General features: G+C 42.2%; 14 protein-coding genes. 5 read left to right on the forward strand and 9 right to left on the reverse strand.

Going from position 1 to position 14428, the window contains the following annotated elements:
- Positions 1-255: 255 nt before the first annotated feature.
- The 4 genes from panP to OCV24_RS06090 all read right to left on the reverse strand — a co-directional run bounded on the left by panP (position 256) and on the right by OCV24_RS06090 (position 4600).
- Entirely contained in the window at positions 256-1899 is a 1644-nt protein-coding gene (panP, locus tag OCV24_RS06075) for a pyridoxal-dependent aspartate 1-decarboxylase PanP (protein ID WP_017057556.1), read from the reverse strand.
- A 118-nt stretch (positions 1900-2017) separates the two neighbouring features.
- Entirely contained in the window at positions 2018-2545 is a 528-nt protein-coding gene (locus tag OCV24_RS06080) for a hypothetical protein (RefSeq protein WP_017057555.1), read from the reverse strand.
- A 174-nt stretch (positions 2546-2719) separates the two neighbouring features.
- Positions 2720-3625: a lysine exporter LysO family protein gene (locus tag OCV24_RS06085; RefSeq protein ID WP_017057554.1), complete on the reverse strand. Its 906-nt coding sequence runs from the start codon at positions 3623-3625 to the stop codon at positions 2720-2722.
- A 54-nt stretch (positions 3626-3679) separates the two neighbouring features.
- Complete coding sequence (locus tag OCV24_RS06090) at positions 3680-4600, reverse strand: HDOD domain-containing protein (protein ID WP_029627151.1); 921 nt, start codon at positions 4598-4600, stop codon at positions 3680-3682.
- 355 nt (positions 4601-4955) lie between these two features.
- Between OCV24_RS06090 and OCV24_RS06095 the strand changes: the two genes are divergently transcribed.
- The gene (locus OCV24_RS06095; protein WP_017057552.1) at positions 4956-5537 is read left to right on the forward strand and encodes a TfoX/Sxy family DNA transformation protein; all 582 of its coding nucleotides are present in this window, start codon (positions 4956-4958) and stop codon (positions 5535-5537) included.
- A gap of 130 nt (positions 5538-5667) precedes the next feature.
- Here OCV24_RS06095 and OCV24_RS06100 read toward each other — a convergent pair whose 3' ends face one another.
- From OCV24_RS06100 to OCV24_RS06110, 3 genes are all read right to left on the reverse strand, one after another.
- Entirely contained in the window at positions 5668-6210 is a 543-nt protein-coding gene (locus tag OCV24_RS06100; protein WP_017057551.1) for a hypothetical protein, read from the reverse strand.
- Positions 6211-6439: 229 nt separating this feature from the next.
- Complete coding sequence (locus OCV24_RS06105) at positions 6440-6937, reverse strand: response regulator (protein WP_017057550.1); 498 nt, start codon at positions 6935-6937, stop codon at positions 6440-6442.
- The gene (locus tag OCV24_RS06110) at positions 6930-8873 is read right to left on the reverse strand and encodes an ATP-binding protein (RefSeq protein WP_077680537.1); all 1944 of its coding nucleotides are present in this window, start codon (positions 8871-8873) and stop codon (positions 6930-6932) included. The genes OCV24_RS06105 and OCV24_RS06110 overlap by 8 nt, the downstream gene beginning before the upstream one ends.
- A 183-nt stretch (positions 8874-9056) precedes the next feature.
- On the opposite strand from OCV24_RS06110, the gene OCV24_RS06115 reads away from it, so the two are divergent.
- Both OCV24_RS06115 and serC read left to right on the forward strand, forming a co-directional pair.
- On the forward strand, positions 9057-10319 hold the full coding sequence (locus tag OCV24_RS06115) for a DUF945 family protein (RefSeq protein WP_017057548.1): 1263 nt from the start codon (positions 9057-9059) through the stop codon (positions 10317-10319).
- Between the two features lie 169 nt (positions 10320-10488).
- Positions 10489-11583 carry a 3-phosphoserine/phosphohydroxythreonine transaminase gene (serC, locus tag OCV24_RS06120; RefSeq protein WP_046224607.1) on the forward strand — a complete coding sequence of 365 codons (1095 nt, stop codon included), beginning with the start codon at positions 10489-10491 and terminating at the stop codon, positions 11581-11583.
- A 95-nt stretch (positions 11584-11678) separates the two neighbouring features.
- Here the strand turns inward: serC and OCV24_RS06125 are convergent, their stop codons facing one another.
- Positions 11679-12491 (reverse strand): AraC family transcriptional regulator, encoded by an 813-nt coding sequence (locus tag OCV24_RS06125; protein ID WP_077680536.1) that lies wholly within the window; start codon positions 12489-12491, stop codon positions 11679-11681.
- Positions 12492-12578: 87 nt separating this feature from the next.
- On the opposite strand from OCV24_RS06125, the gene OCV24_RS06130 reads away from it, so the two are divergent.
- Entirely contained in the window at positions 12579-12821 is a 243-nt protein-coding gene (locus OCV24_RS06130) for a hypothetical protein (protein WP_004734698.1), read from the forward strand.
- Between the two features lie 53 nt (positions 12822-12874).
- Positions 12875-13567 (forward strand): MOSC domain-containing protein, encoded by a 693-nt coding sequence (locus tag OCV24_RS06135; protein WP_077680535.1) that lies wholly within the window; start codon positions 12875-12877, stop codon positions 13565-13567.
- 139 nt (positions 13568-13706) lie between these two features.
- Here OCV24_RS06135 and OCV24_RS06140 read toward each other — a convergent pair whose 3' ends face one another.
- Positions 13707-14423: a 3'-5' exonuclease gene (locus OCV24_RS06140; RefSeq protein WP_077680534.1), complete on the reverse strand. Its 717-nt coding sequence runs from the start codon at positions 14421-14423 to the stop codon at positions 13707-13709.
- Positions 14424-14428 lie beyond the last annotated feature (5 nt).

Genomic DNA, 14428 nt, shown 5'->3' on the forward strand with positions numbered 1-14428 from the left:
ATTGTAAATACTGCTGCATCAAATAGATATCAAGCTAACTAGCACCGTAGAGTCAGTATAAACCCAACATACTATTTACTAATACAAAAACACGGCACGAATGCTTAAGAATATGACAAACCTCAACAAAATTTTAGAAAACTACAGAATTGGAAGAGAGTTTGAGCAAAAAGAATGCAATTTAAGTATGAACTGACAGCTTAGTTACATCAAAAAGAAAGAAATTTTCAATTTGATGCAACTAAAATTGAATGACTATGCACTTATTTGCATGGTGAGTTTAGTGATTTTGCCCATTAAGTTAGGCGCTAGTTTAGAGATTTCACGCTGTTCTTCAAGCACTGAAGAAAGAATCTCCTTGCCCGTTAATGGGTTCGCTAACACTACGCGAAAAACGATGATCGGTTGATGTGCCCAAACTTCAGGGTTTAAGCGAGTTCGAGATACAAAAGATTTGCCTGTTTCACGTTGCTTCTTTTGAATAAACTTGGTGAGTTCATTAAGCAACTCATTCAATGCTACGCGTTGTTCTGGTTCCGCTTTAAGCAGTGCAGCTTTTACTGATTCAGGTATGTAGCGATAAGTTAGTAGGCAAAGCTCTGGTTCTGATACCAACTCGAAATCGCTTTGTTCTTTAATCAGGTCGGCGAAGTAGCGTGCTTTGTTGATGCTTTGATCGATAAGTAGCTCATAACCAGGTCGACTAATAATGTGCATCGAAGCATACACTAGCATCGCCATACCGGATCGAGAGCCTTCTAGAGTATGGCTACCTAGGTCTTTAGAGCCCTTACGCAGGATATATTGAGCGTGGTGTTCAATCGCCGTCATCGCATCTGGCTTCTTAAACAAAACCATGCCAGCACCCATAGGTATATAAAGCTGTTTATGCGCATCAATCGTAACTGAATCTGCCAGTTCAATACCATCAAGCAGATGACGATGGTTGTTAGACATCAGAGTTGCACCGCCCCAAGCCGCATCAACGTGGAAATGACAATCGGATTCGGCACACACCTTTGCAATGTTCCTTAACGGGTCGATATTACCGGTTTCGGTTGTTCCTGCCACACCAATGACCGCAAAAGGTTTGATCTTGTTCTGCTTGAGCTGCTCGATCTTCAATCTCAGGTCATCAGTGCAAATACGGTTGTCGTTATCCGTTTTAACCGATACCAAACCTTCTTGGCCAATACCAAGCACATCTGCAGCTTTTTTCAGAGAGTAGTGACCACGTTCAGAGACTAAGATGGCAAGGCCTTCGTAGTCGTAGTGCTTCATGGCTTTAAACAAGCCCTCTTTTTCCACACCTTTGAACGAACCTTGCGCTTTTAGTGCGTTGTTACGTGCAACCCAAAGCGCAGTAATGTTCGCGATGGTACCACCAGAGCAAAACGCACCTAAAGAGTGGTTTGCGCTGTGCATCCAACGAGAATAAAACTGGTCATTATCTTGATAGATCAAGCGATGTAGCATGCCCAGAACTTGACGCTCTAGGGGAGTGAAAGCTTTGGAGGTCTCTATTTTTACTAGGTTTTGATTTAGCGCAATCATGATTTTAGAAAGCGGCATCAGGAAGTACGGCAACGCAGACGTCATATGGCCAATAAAACTTGGCGACGACGTATGGACCGAATGAGACACGAGAGAATCTAGGAGATGCTCAGTATGTTCTGAAACAAACTCAGGTTGCTCTGGGATATGAGCATTTGAAAAATCTTTCTCAATTTCACGTAGCGGCTTTTCTTCAGCCACAATATGTTCACGTAAGAACTGATTCAGGTTTCGTGAAAGTTTGTCTTCAATTTGAGTGAGTGTTGAATCTGGGCCTTCCGGTACCGTGAAGATACGTAGAAGACTGTCGAAGCTAACATCTGCTGTTTTTTGTTCCGTAACCATAGCAAGCGAGTTATTTTTCTAATATTGACGCGAGCGGAATAATCTAAACGAAAACGGGAACAATGTCCCGTCTTAATTATGAAATCCAACTTCTCATAAGACCCTATTAGGTGAGGGGCTACTTACACTTAATTGCTTCCAGCTTAGCAATCGACTGGTTGTAACGTTGAAGCGCTGTGTCGATTTGCTTAGGGTGGCTAAGCAGTTCTGCAAATGCTGAGCGTAACTCGTAGTTTTGAGCGTGAGGCGTTGATTGGCGGTCGTCGAACGTCGTTTTCGCAATTTGGCCAAGCTCATCATCACGTTTTGAGAGCGTCTTTATGTCATGCTGTTCGAGTTGCAACCAACCTTCAACAGGCTGTGCGGTTGCTACTTTGCTTGAATCATTCACTAGATAATAATTTACCGCAGCACGGCTAAGCTCAAAGTGGTGCTTACGACCTTCTAGGAACCACTCACTTACTTCTGTTAGCTCTGGGTATTGCTCAGAAGTTAATGCAGCAAGATCAGCATACCAACCTAAAGAAGCATCGATGTACGCATCATATTTTTTTGCTTGGCACTGATTTGTCTCAGACATTGAATCTGCTGCAAAAGAGAAAGTAGAAGTTGTAGCTAGCAGTAATGCGACGCAAAGGCGTTTCATAGTGGTTCCTTTTGTGAGTTTATTCTTTTTATAACTTTGTCGTTACAGAGTACCGTGAACGTTATTTGTTGAGCAATGACACTTAGTGCCTTTTTATTTCGGTAACTGTATTGGTGTCTTGGGCATTGGTATTCGAGACGCATTCTAATCTAAAACAAACGCTATTCCTGCGATCTAGTTAGCAAGAGATACAAAGAACAACATCAAAACAGGGACAAGTAAGCTTAATATAAAGCCACTGACAATCGCGATAGGAACGCATCGAACGCCACCTGTTGTTTGAATCACAGGTAAGGTGAAGTCCATTGCTGTTGCACCCGCATAGCCAATAGAGGTACATGGGTAGCTGCGAATCAATACTGGAATCAACACTAACGCGACCAACTCTCTTAATAGCTCTAGCATGAATGACGCACCGCCATAGACAGGGCCAAACGCGTCACCCATTAAGATACCGGCCAGAGAGTACCAACCAAAGCCAGAAGACATCGCTAAAGCTTTGAACAGTGGAATATCCAATAGGTAAGCCGCGATAACACCGCCTAACATTGAGGTAATGATGATTGTAACAGCGATGACCATACCGTGTTTATTGAGTAAGATCTGTCGAAGTGTGAGTCCACTATTGCGCAGCTGAATGCCAATAAAAAACAGCAGCACAAATAAAATCCATTCACTTGCTGTATCTACCCAGTCAAGGCCGATAGGCAGTACTAAACCTGTAATAAGACCTGAGCCCACTACCAAGATCAGCTTAGCCGACTCCATCGCCATAGAAGAGAGGGGGAGCTTCTTTTTACTGCTGTCCGTTTTGAGTGGCAGTAGCTTATCAATCGCGGGAAGCGCCATTAGGTTACAAACGCTTAAGCAGACAAAGAAAGTGACAGTATAAAGAAGAATTGTTTGCAAGTTACTGCCTAGGTTATCTAACGCAGCTAAGCTTAAGCCCATCAGGGCTAAAATCACGTAGATCAAACGCGATGTTGAGCGGTTAATAAATTCTAACGTTTGAGCGTTTGAAATAGAAAACAGATACCCCACGACGAGTGGCGCAAATATAAAGATCATCCCTGTAAACATGCTTTCCCCATTGCATTTACTTCATCGTGCACTTATTTAGCAATTACTAGTGACCTAGAAGCCGCTAGTGTTGATAACGCCGTTTAGCTTTGCATTAAAATCATGTTTACTCAAGTTGCTTAACTGATAAAGCACTTCTGCACCCGTCACGTTCAGCTCAACCTCGTGATCGTCGATATTCTCATCCTTATTTCTGAACATCAGCAAGTGGCTTGCGATTCGTGCTATATCTAAGTAAGAGACTTCACGTGCTTCTTGTTGATTGATTGTATTACTGCACACATCGATGAAATCACTGTCAAAACCCCAACGATTAAGTACCAGTTTACTGGTTGCAGAGCATTGGCCTTGGAAGATCTGTAGGGCAATGTCATGGTCTAGGTAGTTGCCGTTTTCGAGATAGAGGTGGTATTCATTAACCAAGCAGAACAAGCCGATGTCGGCCAGTAACCCAACAAGCAATGATTTCTCGTGCTCAAGGTAGCGATATTCAACAGGCGAAAGCGCTTTGAATCCGTTAGTCACTAGTACCATAGTGGCGCCTAGCTCTTTGGATACAGAAGCACTCTGAACCAACAACTGATTACACTCTTTACTTAGATCCACGGAATGCTTGAGTTGTTCAATAGCTTGTGCAGTAACGATGTCTCGTACTCTTAATATGCCAAGACGTGATACCGCCGTCATGATATCGACGCAAGTAATGTTGCGTCGGTTAAAGACGACTGAGTTAGCGACACGAATCACGATAGCAGTGAGGCCTGGGTCTTCAAGTAAGCACTCGGCAACTTCGCTAATCCCCGTTGATTCAAGGGTACACAGCTTTTGAATCTTCAGTACAACGTTAGGGATAGGAGGAAGTGTTATTTTTCCCGCTGAGATAGAATGTCCAACAAGTTGAGCAAACTCTGATTCCAGACCCTTTAAGAGAAGAGCCTTATTTTGTGGTAGCCAGAAAAACGATAAATGATTCATATAAGAAGTAACCATATGTATGTCATACCATTTTACAAGCCGCGATGCTGCGAGGCAATACTGATTGGATCATATAAACTCCAGAAACTTGAACCGATGTATCACCGAACGTCAAGATTCAAGCTTAGCTCGATAGTTTATTGTGATGTCAATCATGATTAAAGCGAATGCATATTGGATTGATGTGAACTAGGTCCAGACTTATTTTTCTTTTCAAAGTATCATTTATTTAAAGGTGGAAAACGCAACTATAATATTCACCTAACTATAATAGATAGATTTAAAAATTTCGCATAAAAAGCTGCTTGTCTGGTGATCAACCTAATCGGGGTAATTTGATTAAGGATCAACGGAAATGACAGAGACAGCATTTATTAACTACGTGAATCAATTTGGCAAACATCAAAAACGTTCTATGTTTGGAGGTCTTGGCCTTTTTCAAAACGACGCTATGTTCGCTTTATTGACAGGAGGTTGTTTATTCATTAGAGGTGGTAATTCATTAGATAAAAAACTGACGGACCTTGATTGTGAAAAATATCGCCATGTTAAAAAGCAGACAATAGCAACGGTAAATTATTACGATATTACTGACCTGTTTACATGTGAACATCCTGAATTGGATAGCATTATTCGTACTTCAATCGATAATTCAATACAGCAACGTAGTTTCAAAAAATCTTCAGCGAGCCGCAGGTTAAGAGATCTGCCCAACATGCAACTTACACTAGAACGTATGGTGAAAAAGGCTGGTGTGGATGATGTTTCAATGTTTATGCAGTTGGGTGCGCCTGAAGTGTTTAATAAGGTTCGCAAAGCGTACGGAAATGATGTTGACTTAAAACTACTTTGGAAATTTGCAGGTGCAATTGATGGTATCCATTGGAAGCTGTTGCAAGAGCCACGCAAGCAGCAATTATTAAAGAGCTGCCATTAAAGAAACCCTCCTTATATGCTTAAGATTACTGTAAATAAATAAAAACCGAGGAATGTCCTCGGTTTTTTGTTTCTGGCTTAACCTTCCTAATAAGAAAAGTAAGTGCTCATTGGAGCTGGCTCGTTGAGTTTTAGAACTTGAAACGAGTAGTGAACATTACCTGATCACCGTAGAAGTCGTTGATACGCGCTTCAGCACCGATAGAGAATAGTTCAGTAGAGTGGAAACGTGCGTAAACAGAACCTGTCCAATCATCGTTGTCATCGATAGAAACGTAACCACCTTTACCACCAACCTCTAGTTGTGGACCAAGCCATTGACGAACACCAACGTTGATCTCCATACCGATATCAGTAGAGCTTGAATTTTCAGGCTGAACGATGCGCGCTAGCATTTCACCTGTTAGATCAGCCCAGTTGTTGATTGGTGCGTGGAAACCAAGACCTACAGCTGAGTCGTAATCGCCTTCAAATTCTGAATCGATACGCGCCACAGCGTGAGCATTCGGATGGATTGACTTACTGAACGCACCACCAAATGTAACTGGGCTAGCACCGATACGTGCTTCGAAGTAATCGTAGCTGAAGTTGCTCATTACTTGTGGTTGTTCATCGACAGCTAGCGCTTGACTAGAAGCCAATAGCATAGCGGTAGTAAGTAGTATTTTGCGCATAACGATCGTAAACCTTTATTAGTGTTAATTCCTTTGGTTTGAGAAAAATCAGGCAAACCATAAACATCAAGATAGTTTAATCTAACTCACGGAAAAGTAATCCATAAAAATGCCAATCATTTGTTATTCGAATAAAAAACAATCACTTTTAGTGATACTCTGCTACTGAGATCTCATATTTATGGCGTTATTCTCTTTAATTTGAAAGCTAACCATCAAATTCTAAATGCTATTCACCAAAACTTGTGCGTTTATCCGACATTGAGGTGAGTATACGTTCTGTATCTAAGATGGAAGTCCAGTTTAACAGTTGTTCGTCGTTTTTGATTACAAAATCGGTAAGTTGTTGAGTAATGGTGCCTCTGAGTTGATCACCTTGCCAAGGTTTAGAGATATAGAAATCAAGTGCCGCATTATTGATAGCCGTTACCGTATCTTCAAGGCCTGCTTGCCCTGTGAGCAAAAGCTTTCGTGTAGCCTTAGTTGAATCTTGGTGGTTGAGTTCTATGAGAAAGTCGATTCCGGTTTTTTCTGGCATGATGTGGTCACACAAGATTAAGGCGAGTTTAATGCCGTCTTGAGCCATTTCTTCAATCACTTGCTTGGCTTCATCTACCGATTCAGCACCTTCAACGATAAAGTTATCTTCAAACATAGCCAGATCTTGAAGGACACTATTGAGAACTTCTGGTTCATCATCGACACATAAAATTAGGTACTTATTCATGAGGTGCTCCTTTTTGTTTGAACGGAAGCCACACTTGCATGGTGGTATGGCTTCCTACCTCAGACTCCACCAACATAAATCCTTGATGAGCCGAAACGATTTGTTGTGAAATGGACAACCCAATCCCTAAACCAAAGTTACCTTCTTTTTTGGTGGTGAAGTTTGGGGTAAAAATAGTATTGATGTCTTCTTTGGCAATACCGTGCCCAGTATCCGATATTCTAACCACTAAAAAGCTATCATCGCCTTTTTCCTGTCGAGAAGTGGTAATGGTAATTTTACCAGTGCCAGAAAGGGCATCGAGCGCGTTGGAGATTAGGTTAGTCCACACTTGTTGCAGCGCAAGCGATTGGCATAACAAAGGTGGTAAGTCTGTATCGTAGTGCTTTTCTAGTTTGTGATGCTTGAGTCGGTTTTCAAAAATCACTAACGTATCTTCAAGCCCTTCATGGATATCCGCGTAGTGATGAATCTCATTATCTTCGCGGGCATAACTTTTTAAGCTTTTCACCATATCGGCAATACGTTTACTACACACTTGGATGGAGCGAATAGAATTCCCAACATAGTGGTAATGCTCTAAGTCATTAAGTAGTTCTTTACCTGCAATAGGGGCTTCTTTCAGAGTGTCTAAAAACGTCAAATCTTGACTTAGGTTGAGCCTCACGGCTTTTTTGGCTAAAGCACGATCATTGATAGTCGATGTAAGGTGTTTTACAAGCAGTCTTTCTTGCGCCGTAGATAGTGGCTTCGCTAGCTTTGAATACGTTAATACATCAGTACCTCTATTTGACTCTGGAAGTAATGAATTTTCGAGTATATGGTCGAGATGCTCCGACAGAGTTTCAATACTTCGCAAGATCGCTGCAATCGGGTTATTCAGCTCATGAGCAACACCTGCGACAAGTTGCCCCAGCATCGCCATCTTCTCTTTTTCAATCAATTGCTGGTGGGCTGATTCCAGTGACTCCAACGTTTGCTGTAGCTTGATCTTATTAGTGATGCTTCGTTGTAAGCGTCGATTGAAGTGACGCAACAGCAGATTGGTAAATAACGGCAGTAGGGTATTATTTGAGTGCATAACCTGAGCAAAGCTATCTTTATCAAGCTTAATCACTCGTGTTTGGGTTAGGGTTATCGCTGTAGAGAACGAAGGTTCACCAGTCACAAAAGACATACCACCGACAATATTGCCTTTGGAGTGTCGTACTACTTCTCGTTGTTGTCCTAACTCATCCTTTTTGTAGAGCGCTGCTTGACCTTCAATGATCAACCATAAAAAGCAATTGTCTTCACCTTCTACAGTAAGTAAATGTTCCGGCGAGTACTCCCTAATAGCTTTGGTTTTATCCTCGATAGAGAATATATCTTGCAAGGCACTGACGACACGCTCTGCTAAAGCATTATCTGAAAGCTGATGATAATCGTGGATAAATCCGGATTGGAACGAATGAATTTTTTGTTCGATGTGAGCTCTCAATAGACGCTGTTGGTCTAACGTGTCGCTGTAGAATAGGAGGTTTTCGGAGTCGTATTGGATTACAAAAGAAGTCAGTTCTTTTTGTGCTGACTTGAATAGAACTTGATCTTGAACTGGTTTGGTCAGGCAGTGATTGAGCCGACCTTCATTCACCGCGGTCAGAATTGATTGAATCTCTGACGAAGCACTGATTAATATTGTTCTTGCGATACTACTGTGAGGCAGTTGCTCAATTTCAATAAGAAATTGTACGCCATTAAAATGAGAGTGATGATGAGTAATAACTAGGGCAACTGTCTGGTGATTGTCACCGATATCTTGTAATGCATGATACGCATCTTCTATGTTCTCGGCAGTATAAATGTCGAATACCGAAGACAGTGGAGCTAACTCCGAATGTATTCTTTCAATGCTAACTGGATTATTGTCCAAACAAATAACAGCGTATTGATTCACAGCTCAACCTTTGTAGTAGTGATGCTTTTAGCTTAACAAGAACTATTGAATAAGGATGAGAGCTAGACGTTAATTTGTTGAGTGGGTTGAGGTATCTAGCAATAGACTGATTTAACTCAATGTTCCTTGTTGGCTACTGATGGGGTAGACTGAAAAAAAACAGACTAGCGTAGAAGAGAACTCATGAAACAGTTAAGAAAAATTGGTGCAATTGGCGGAGCAATCTCATTGGCACTTTGTTGGCCGCTGGCGGTTGGGCAAATTGGGCAGAATGCTATTACTGATGGTGTCGCAAAACTTAACAATTCAAGTATTCTGGCTGAAATAGTCGAATATGATAGGGGATACTTGTCTTCTAATGTTAAGACTCGTCTAACAGTGACCGATGATAACCTGAAGCAGCAACTAGCGCTTGATGGGCTGCCGAGTGAGTTCGTGGTCAACAGTTCGGTCAGCCACGGTTTAGTGAGTCTGAATGCGTTGTCGACGCTTGAGAACTTAGAAACTTTGCCTCTAACTCTGACGACTAGCACTGAGCTCAACGGTAATACAGATTTTAATTTTGAATTGGACCAGTTCAACCACCAAGGTTCTGGTGAAAATGGTACGTCTGTATCCATCACTAAGTCTACGTTATCTGGCCATGCTACCGTGTTAGGTCAGGTTGATTACACGCTTTCTGTTCCTTCTGTACAAATTGATTTTGAAACAGGTGAAGAAGCGACACTATCAAATCTCAAGGGCACAGGCTCTGGCCAACAAGCGCAAGGCTACTGGCTGGGTTCACAGAGCTTTACTGTAGATCGATTTTTGGTTTCAGATTCAACCATGCAACCGTTCATGACCATAGAAAACTCACAGTACGACTTTGAATCTCATTTAGATGAAGAGACTAAGCGACTGCGCAGTAACTTGAAGTTGGGTGTCGAAAATCTTGAGACCAATGATGGGCAAGTCAATAACTTAAACGTCGATTTTGAAATGTCGAAACTGGATAGTCAGTCGTTTGAGAAAATTTTTGAGATCTACCAATCGAGTCCTGTTTTGACTCAAGAAGACGTTTCGAAGATCATTCCATTTATCGATATATTGTTTGCTAAAGGTTTCGACCTCTCAATGAATAATATGTCATTAGCTCTAGGCAAGGGGGATTTTCAATCAAACTGGTTGGTGAGCGTACCTGAAGGGACAGAGAACATTAGCAATAACCCTTCGACAATTCTGCCAGCATTGACGGGAAATATTCACTCGAGCTTCTCATATGAACTGGTTGAAGAGTACCCATTCATCCGTGAGGGTATCGATGAATTGATTGTGATGGAAATGATCAAGGAAACCGATAGTGGTTATGAAATCAGCGCTGAATTAGAAAATGGAAATCTAGTGTTTGAAAATGGGCAAGAAATCCCATTAATCGCACTTCTTATGCCAGTTTTTGTTCAATAAAAACAGTTGAGCTTATTACTGGTGGGTGATCTAGCGGGATAAGTTAAACATTTGATAATGTACGAAACAAAAGAGGTCTTAAGACCTCTTTTGTTGTTTTTATGTTGGAGAAAACATGGTATTAATTGCTTAGTTATTATTTAGCAGGATAGCAGGAGCAATCATCCCCATGGAACTTACATTAGATAACGTATTCAATTTTAGTGCTGGTCCAGCGGCACTTCCTAAACCGGTAATGAAACAGGCGCAAGCTGATTTTATTGATTGGAATGGTTTAGGGACTTCCGTTATGGAAATCAGCCATCGCAGCAAGCAGTTTATTCAAGTTGCTGATGAGTCGGAGCAAGACCTACGTGATCTTCTGAACATTCCAGACAACTATAAAGTGCTTTTCTGTCAGGGGGGCGCTCGTGCTCAATTCGCAGCTGTGCCTCTAAACCTTTTAGGTGACGCGACGAAGGCGACTTACATTGACGCGGGTTACTGGGCCGAAAGTGCAGTGACTGAAGCAAGTAAGTATTGTGAAATTGATGTATTTAATGCCAAAACATCGATTGATGGTAAAGCGGCTGTTATTCCAGCAAAAGATTGGAAAATCGACCCAGAAGCGGCGTATGTTCACTTCTGTCCAAATGAAACCATCGACGGTATTGAGATCAGTGAGCTACCACAAACTGACAAGCCTATCGTTGCAGACATGTCATCGAATATCTTGTCTCGCAAGATTGATGTGTCTCAATATGGTGTTATTTATGCTGGCGCGCAAAAGAACATTGGCCCTGCGGGTATCTGCATCGCTATCGTGCGTGATGATCTGCTCGAGCTTGCGAACGAAGTATTGCCAAGCATTCTCAACTACAAAGTGCTTGCTGAAAAAGATTCTATGTTTAACACACCACCAACTTACGCTTGGTACCTATCTGGCCTAGTCTTCAAATGGCTGAAAGCTCAGGGGGGGGTTGAAGCGATGGAAGGTGTTAACCAAGAAAAAGCGGCACTACTTTACAACGCGATTGATGATTCTGATTTCTATAAGAACGACGTTCACACAGCAAACCGTTCAAGAATGAACGTACCATTCCAACTAGCGAAACCTGAGCTAGATGCGAAGTTCTTAGAGCTGGCAGACGCTGCTGGTTTGAAGTCGCTAAAAGGGCACAGAGCTGTAGGCGGAATGAGAGCATCACTATACAATGCAATGTCATTGGAAGGTGTCCAAACATTGGTGAGCTTCATGAAAGATTTTGAAGAGAAATATGCTTAATTCAATAGGCGAACTTCGATATTAACCAATAAAGAGAGGAGCCTGGGGCTCCTCTTTTTTTATCTCTACAGATGCTAAAAATATAGAGGCTAAAATTATCTTCGTCGACCATTTAAGCGAAACTGCTGCGGGGTGACATTGAAGGAAGCCTTGAATGCTTTGATGTAGGATGAGTCGTTTTGATAGCCAACTTGGTCAGCAATATGTTGGATCGAAAGCTCTTCATCGAGCAAAGACAACGAGTAAATCAGGCGGATTTGTTGTCGCCACAACTGAAATGATGTGTTGAACTCTTTTGAGAATAAGCGCGATAAGGTTCGCTCTGATGCGCCGACTTTATCTCCCCATTCCTTCAACGATAAATCCAACGTTGGTGCCTCTGTCAGCGCTTCAAATATAAGCTTCAATCGTCGGTCTTCGGGTAGCAACAATTGATAGGTCTGAACGTTGTCTTTCATGATCTGATCGTGCAATACCGAAAGCAATCGCGATACCTCTTCATCACTCACAAATCCTTCGCACTGTCTGCGAATTTCCTGTAATAACTCATTTAAAAACGGTGTAAGGGTAATGGTTCGTACTTGAGGTTCATACTTAGTACCAAAGGCTGGATTGAGGTAAATGCCGACAAACGTCGTATGGCTGAGTGCGATAGATTCATGTTGAATCCCTGCAGGCACAAACAAAGCCGAGGTATGGGGCACAAGATGTTGGTAGTGCTCGGTTTTCGTTTGCAGCAGACCTTTGATCGGGAAGATCACTTGATGCCATGTATGTTGGTGCATTGCATCGACGTAACCCTTGGGCATATCGATGGTCTTCACCAACGCGGGCGAATTCGGGTTAGCGACCATCATCTCATTTGAGGTGATGACTCCGGAGTGAGAATCTATTTGGCGGGTTAGCATGGTTAAGTGTCTTTATATCCCTATTCTGACGTGGCGAGACTAGGCTATCATGCCCGGCAGAGTGAATGAAGTAGAGAGGGCACGCGTATGCGATATCAAGTTGAAATATCGAAAGAAAACCAACTACTATTCAAAGTCGATATTGAAGGTATTAACCAAAATAAGTGTGAAACATCGCTCGAAACGGTCTTGGCTAAGTTTCCGAAAACAGAAGGTTATCAGCGTCATCTATTGCTTTCGAACAGCGAAACGCGTTACTTAAAGAGCACAGAAAACCACATTGAAGTATTAGCAGCGGTTCCGGTATTTAAATCACTGGGCGAGCAATAAGTTGGCTTTAGCTCGTATAAAACAGCAAATAAGTTTAGGTAAAAGGGAAAGATATGAAGAAGTTAGGCTTAGTAAATAGCGTATTGGTTGGTAAAACTGTTGCCTTTGCATACGGTGCAAATAGTGCCATCAACAAGCAGATTTCACCTGAGCGTCAGCATGCCACAGAACTTGGTTTTACCACTGATGAACAAGGCGACCCTCGCTTTCACGGTGGTATTCAAAAAGCCCTTCATATCTACCCAAGCGAGCACTACCCAGTTTGGCAGGAAGAGTTAGGTGACAAAATCATCTTTCAATCTGCAGGCGCATTTGGCGAGAACCTAAGCTCAAGCGGCATCACGGAGCACTCCATTTGCTTGAAAGATAAGATTCGTATTGGTTCAACATTGTTGGAAGTCTCGCAAGGGCGTATGCCGTGCTGGAAGCTGAACGTGAGATTCGATCAAAATGATATGGCAAGAAGGCTGCAAGATACGCTAAGAACTGGCTGGTATTTCCGTGTATTGGAAGAGGGGGATATCGGTGCTGGAGATGAGATCATTCTATGTGAAAGACCTTATCCAGAATGGTCGTTAACTCGAATCATGGGAGCGGTGTTCACAGGTTGTTTAGATAAACAAGATCTTAAAGAATTGGCGGAGCTACCTTTAGTCGAATCTTGGGGAGCACTTATAGATCGTCGCCTTGAAACCGGCAAAGTCGAAGATTGGGAAATGCGATTAGTTGGTCCGACAGCGGAGTAAGCTTTTCCTAATACGCAAAAACAAAACGCTCACTATTTAGATGATGTGAGCGTTATGAGTATTAAGGTGTAAAACGGCTAATGGCTAATGGTTAATGCCTAATCGCTTCACGTACGATTTAAACAGTATTTAAATCTAGCTATAACCAGAAATCTTTAACCGGCATGTCAGGGCTAAAATGATGCGCAATCTGCGCTTGTAGTAACTCTGCTGTTGCAATGGCATCAGTCAAAGCGTGGTGTGGGGTGTAATCTGGTAAATGGTAGCGACGTCGGCTTTGTCCAAGCCTTATTGATGCGGGTTTCTTACCTTTTAGTCTATTCCAGAAACCACCAACCAATCTATTCTGAATTTGAGATTCGATTTCTAGTGTATCTAATACTGGAAATTCAATACCTTCTCCTAACCTTACTTTCAACGCGTTGTCTAAGAACTCACGCTCAATACGGCGGTAGTGAACAACAGGAATATGCCCGGCGATTGCGTCCAAAATCTCATCAAGCACCTCGTTTAAGTCCGGCGCATCGATGATGTCATTGTGTGTGATACCGTGAATAACGACAGATTCTTCTTCCAGTTTTTGCTTAGGCCTTAGCGTCCAATGCCTTGCTTGTCTTAGATAAATACGATTGAGTGTAAAAGGTACTAGTCCAATGGTAATAATGCCATCCTTCGCCGAATTTAAGCCTGTGGTTTCAAAATCCACAGCTAAAAAGGTCACCTCAGACAGCGGAGTGTCTGGATCGGGAAGTGGCTCACTGTAGAACTTCTTTAAACGCTTATCCTTTGAACGCTCTAGTTTTTGAGCAAATTTAAAAGGCCAATCGACCGCAGGTGATCTAAATAGTTTGTTCATAGGCC

The organism is Vibrio kanaloae, assembly GCF_024347535.1.
Lineage (GTDB): Bacteria > Pseudomonadota > Gammaproteobacteria > Enterobacterales > Vibrionaceae > Vibrio > Vibrio kanaloae.

What these genes read in the sequence shown, in the direction of transcription:
- OCV24_RS06115 (WP_017057548.1), top strand. Translation starts at nt 9,057, where the DNA reads ATGAAACAGTTAAGAAAAATTGGTGCAATTGGCGGAGCAATCTCATTG.
- OCV24_RS06100 (WP_017057551.1), bottom strand. Translation starts at nt 6,210, where the DNA reads ATGCGCAAAATACTACTTACTACCGCTATGCTATTGGCTTCTAGTCAA.
- OCV24_RS06095 (WP_017057552.1), top strand. Translation starts at nt 4,956, where the DNA reads ATGACAGAGACAGCATTTATTAACTACGTGAATCAATTTGGCAAACAT.
- OCV24_RS06140 (WP_077680534.1), bottom strand. Translation starts at nt 14,423, where the DNA reads ATGAACAAACTATTTAGATCACCTGCGGTCGATTGGCCTTTTAAATTT.
- OCV24_RS06135 (WP_077680535.1), top strand. Translation starts at nt 12,875, where the DNA reads ATGAAGAAGTTAGGCTTAGTAAATAGCGTATTGGTTGGTAAAACTGTT.
- OCV24_RS06105 (WP_017057550.1), bottom strand. Translation starts at nt 6,937, where the DNA reads ATGAATAAGTACCTAATTTTATGTGTCGATGATGAACCAGAAGTTCTC.
- OCV24_RS06090 (WP_029627151.1), bottom strand. Translation starts at nt 4,600, where the DNA reads ATGAATCATTTATCGTTTTTCTGGCTACCACAAAATAAGGCTCTTCTC.
- OCV24_RS06125 (WP_077680536.1), bottom strand. Translation starts at nt 12,491, where the DNA reads ATGCTAACCCGCCAAATAGATTCTCACTCCGGAGTCATCACCTCAAAT.
- panP (WP_017057556.1), bottom strand. Translation starts at nt 1,899, where the DNA reads ATGGTTACGGAACAAAAAACAGCAGATGTTAGCTTCGACAGTCTTCTA.
- OCV24_RS06085 (WP_017057554.1), bottom strand. Translation starts at nt 3,625, where the DNA reads ATGTTTACAGGGATGATCTTTATATTTGCGCCACTCGTCGTGGGGTAT.
- OCV24_RS06080 (WP_017057555.1), bottom strand. Translation starts at nt 2,545, where the DNA reads ATGAAACGCCTTTGCGTCGCATTACTGCTAGCTACAACTTCTACTTTC.
- serC (WP_046224607.1), top strand. Translation starts at nt 10,489, where the DNA reads ATGGAACTTACATTAGATAACGTATTCAATTTTAGTGCTGGTCCAGCG.
- OCV24_RS06130 (WP_004734698.1), top strand. Translation starts at nt 12,579, where the DNA reads ATGCGATATCAAGTTGAAATATCGAAAGAAAACCAACTACTATTCAAA.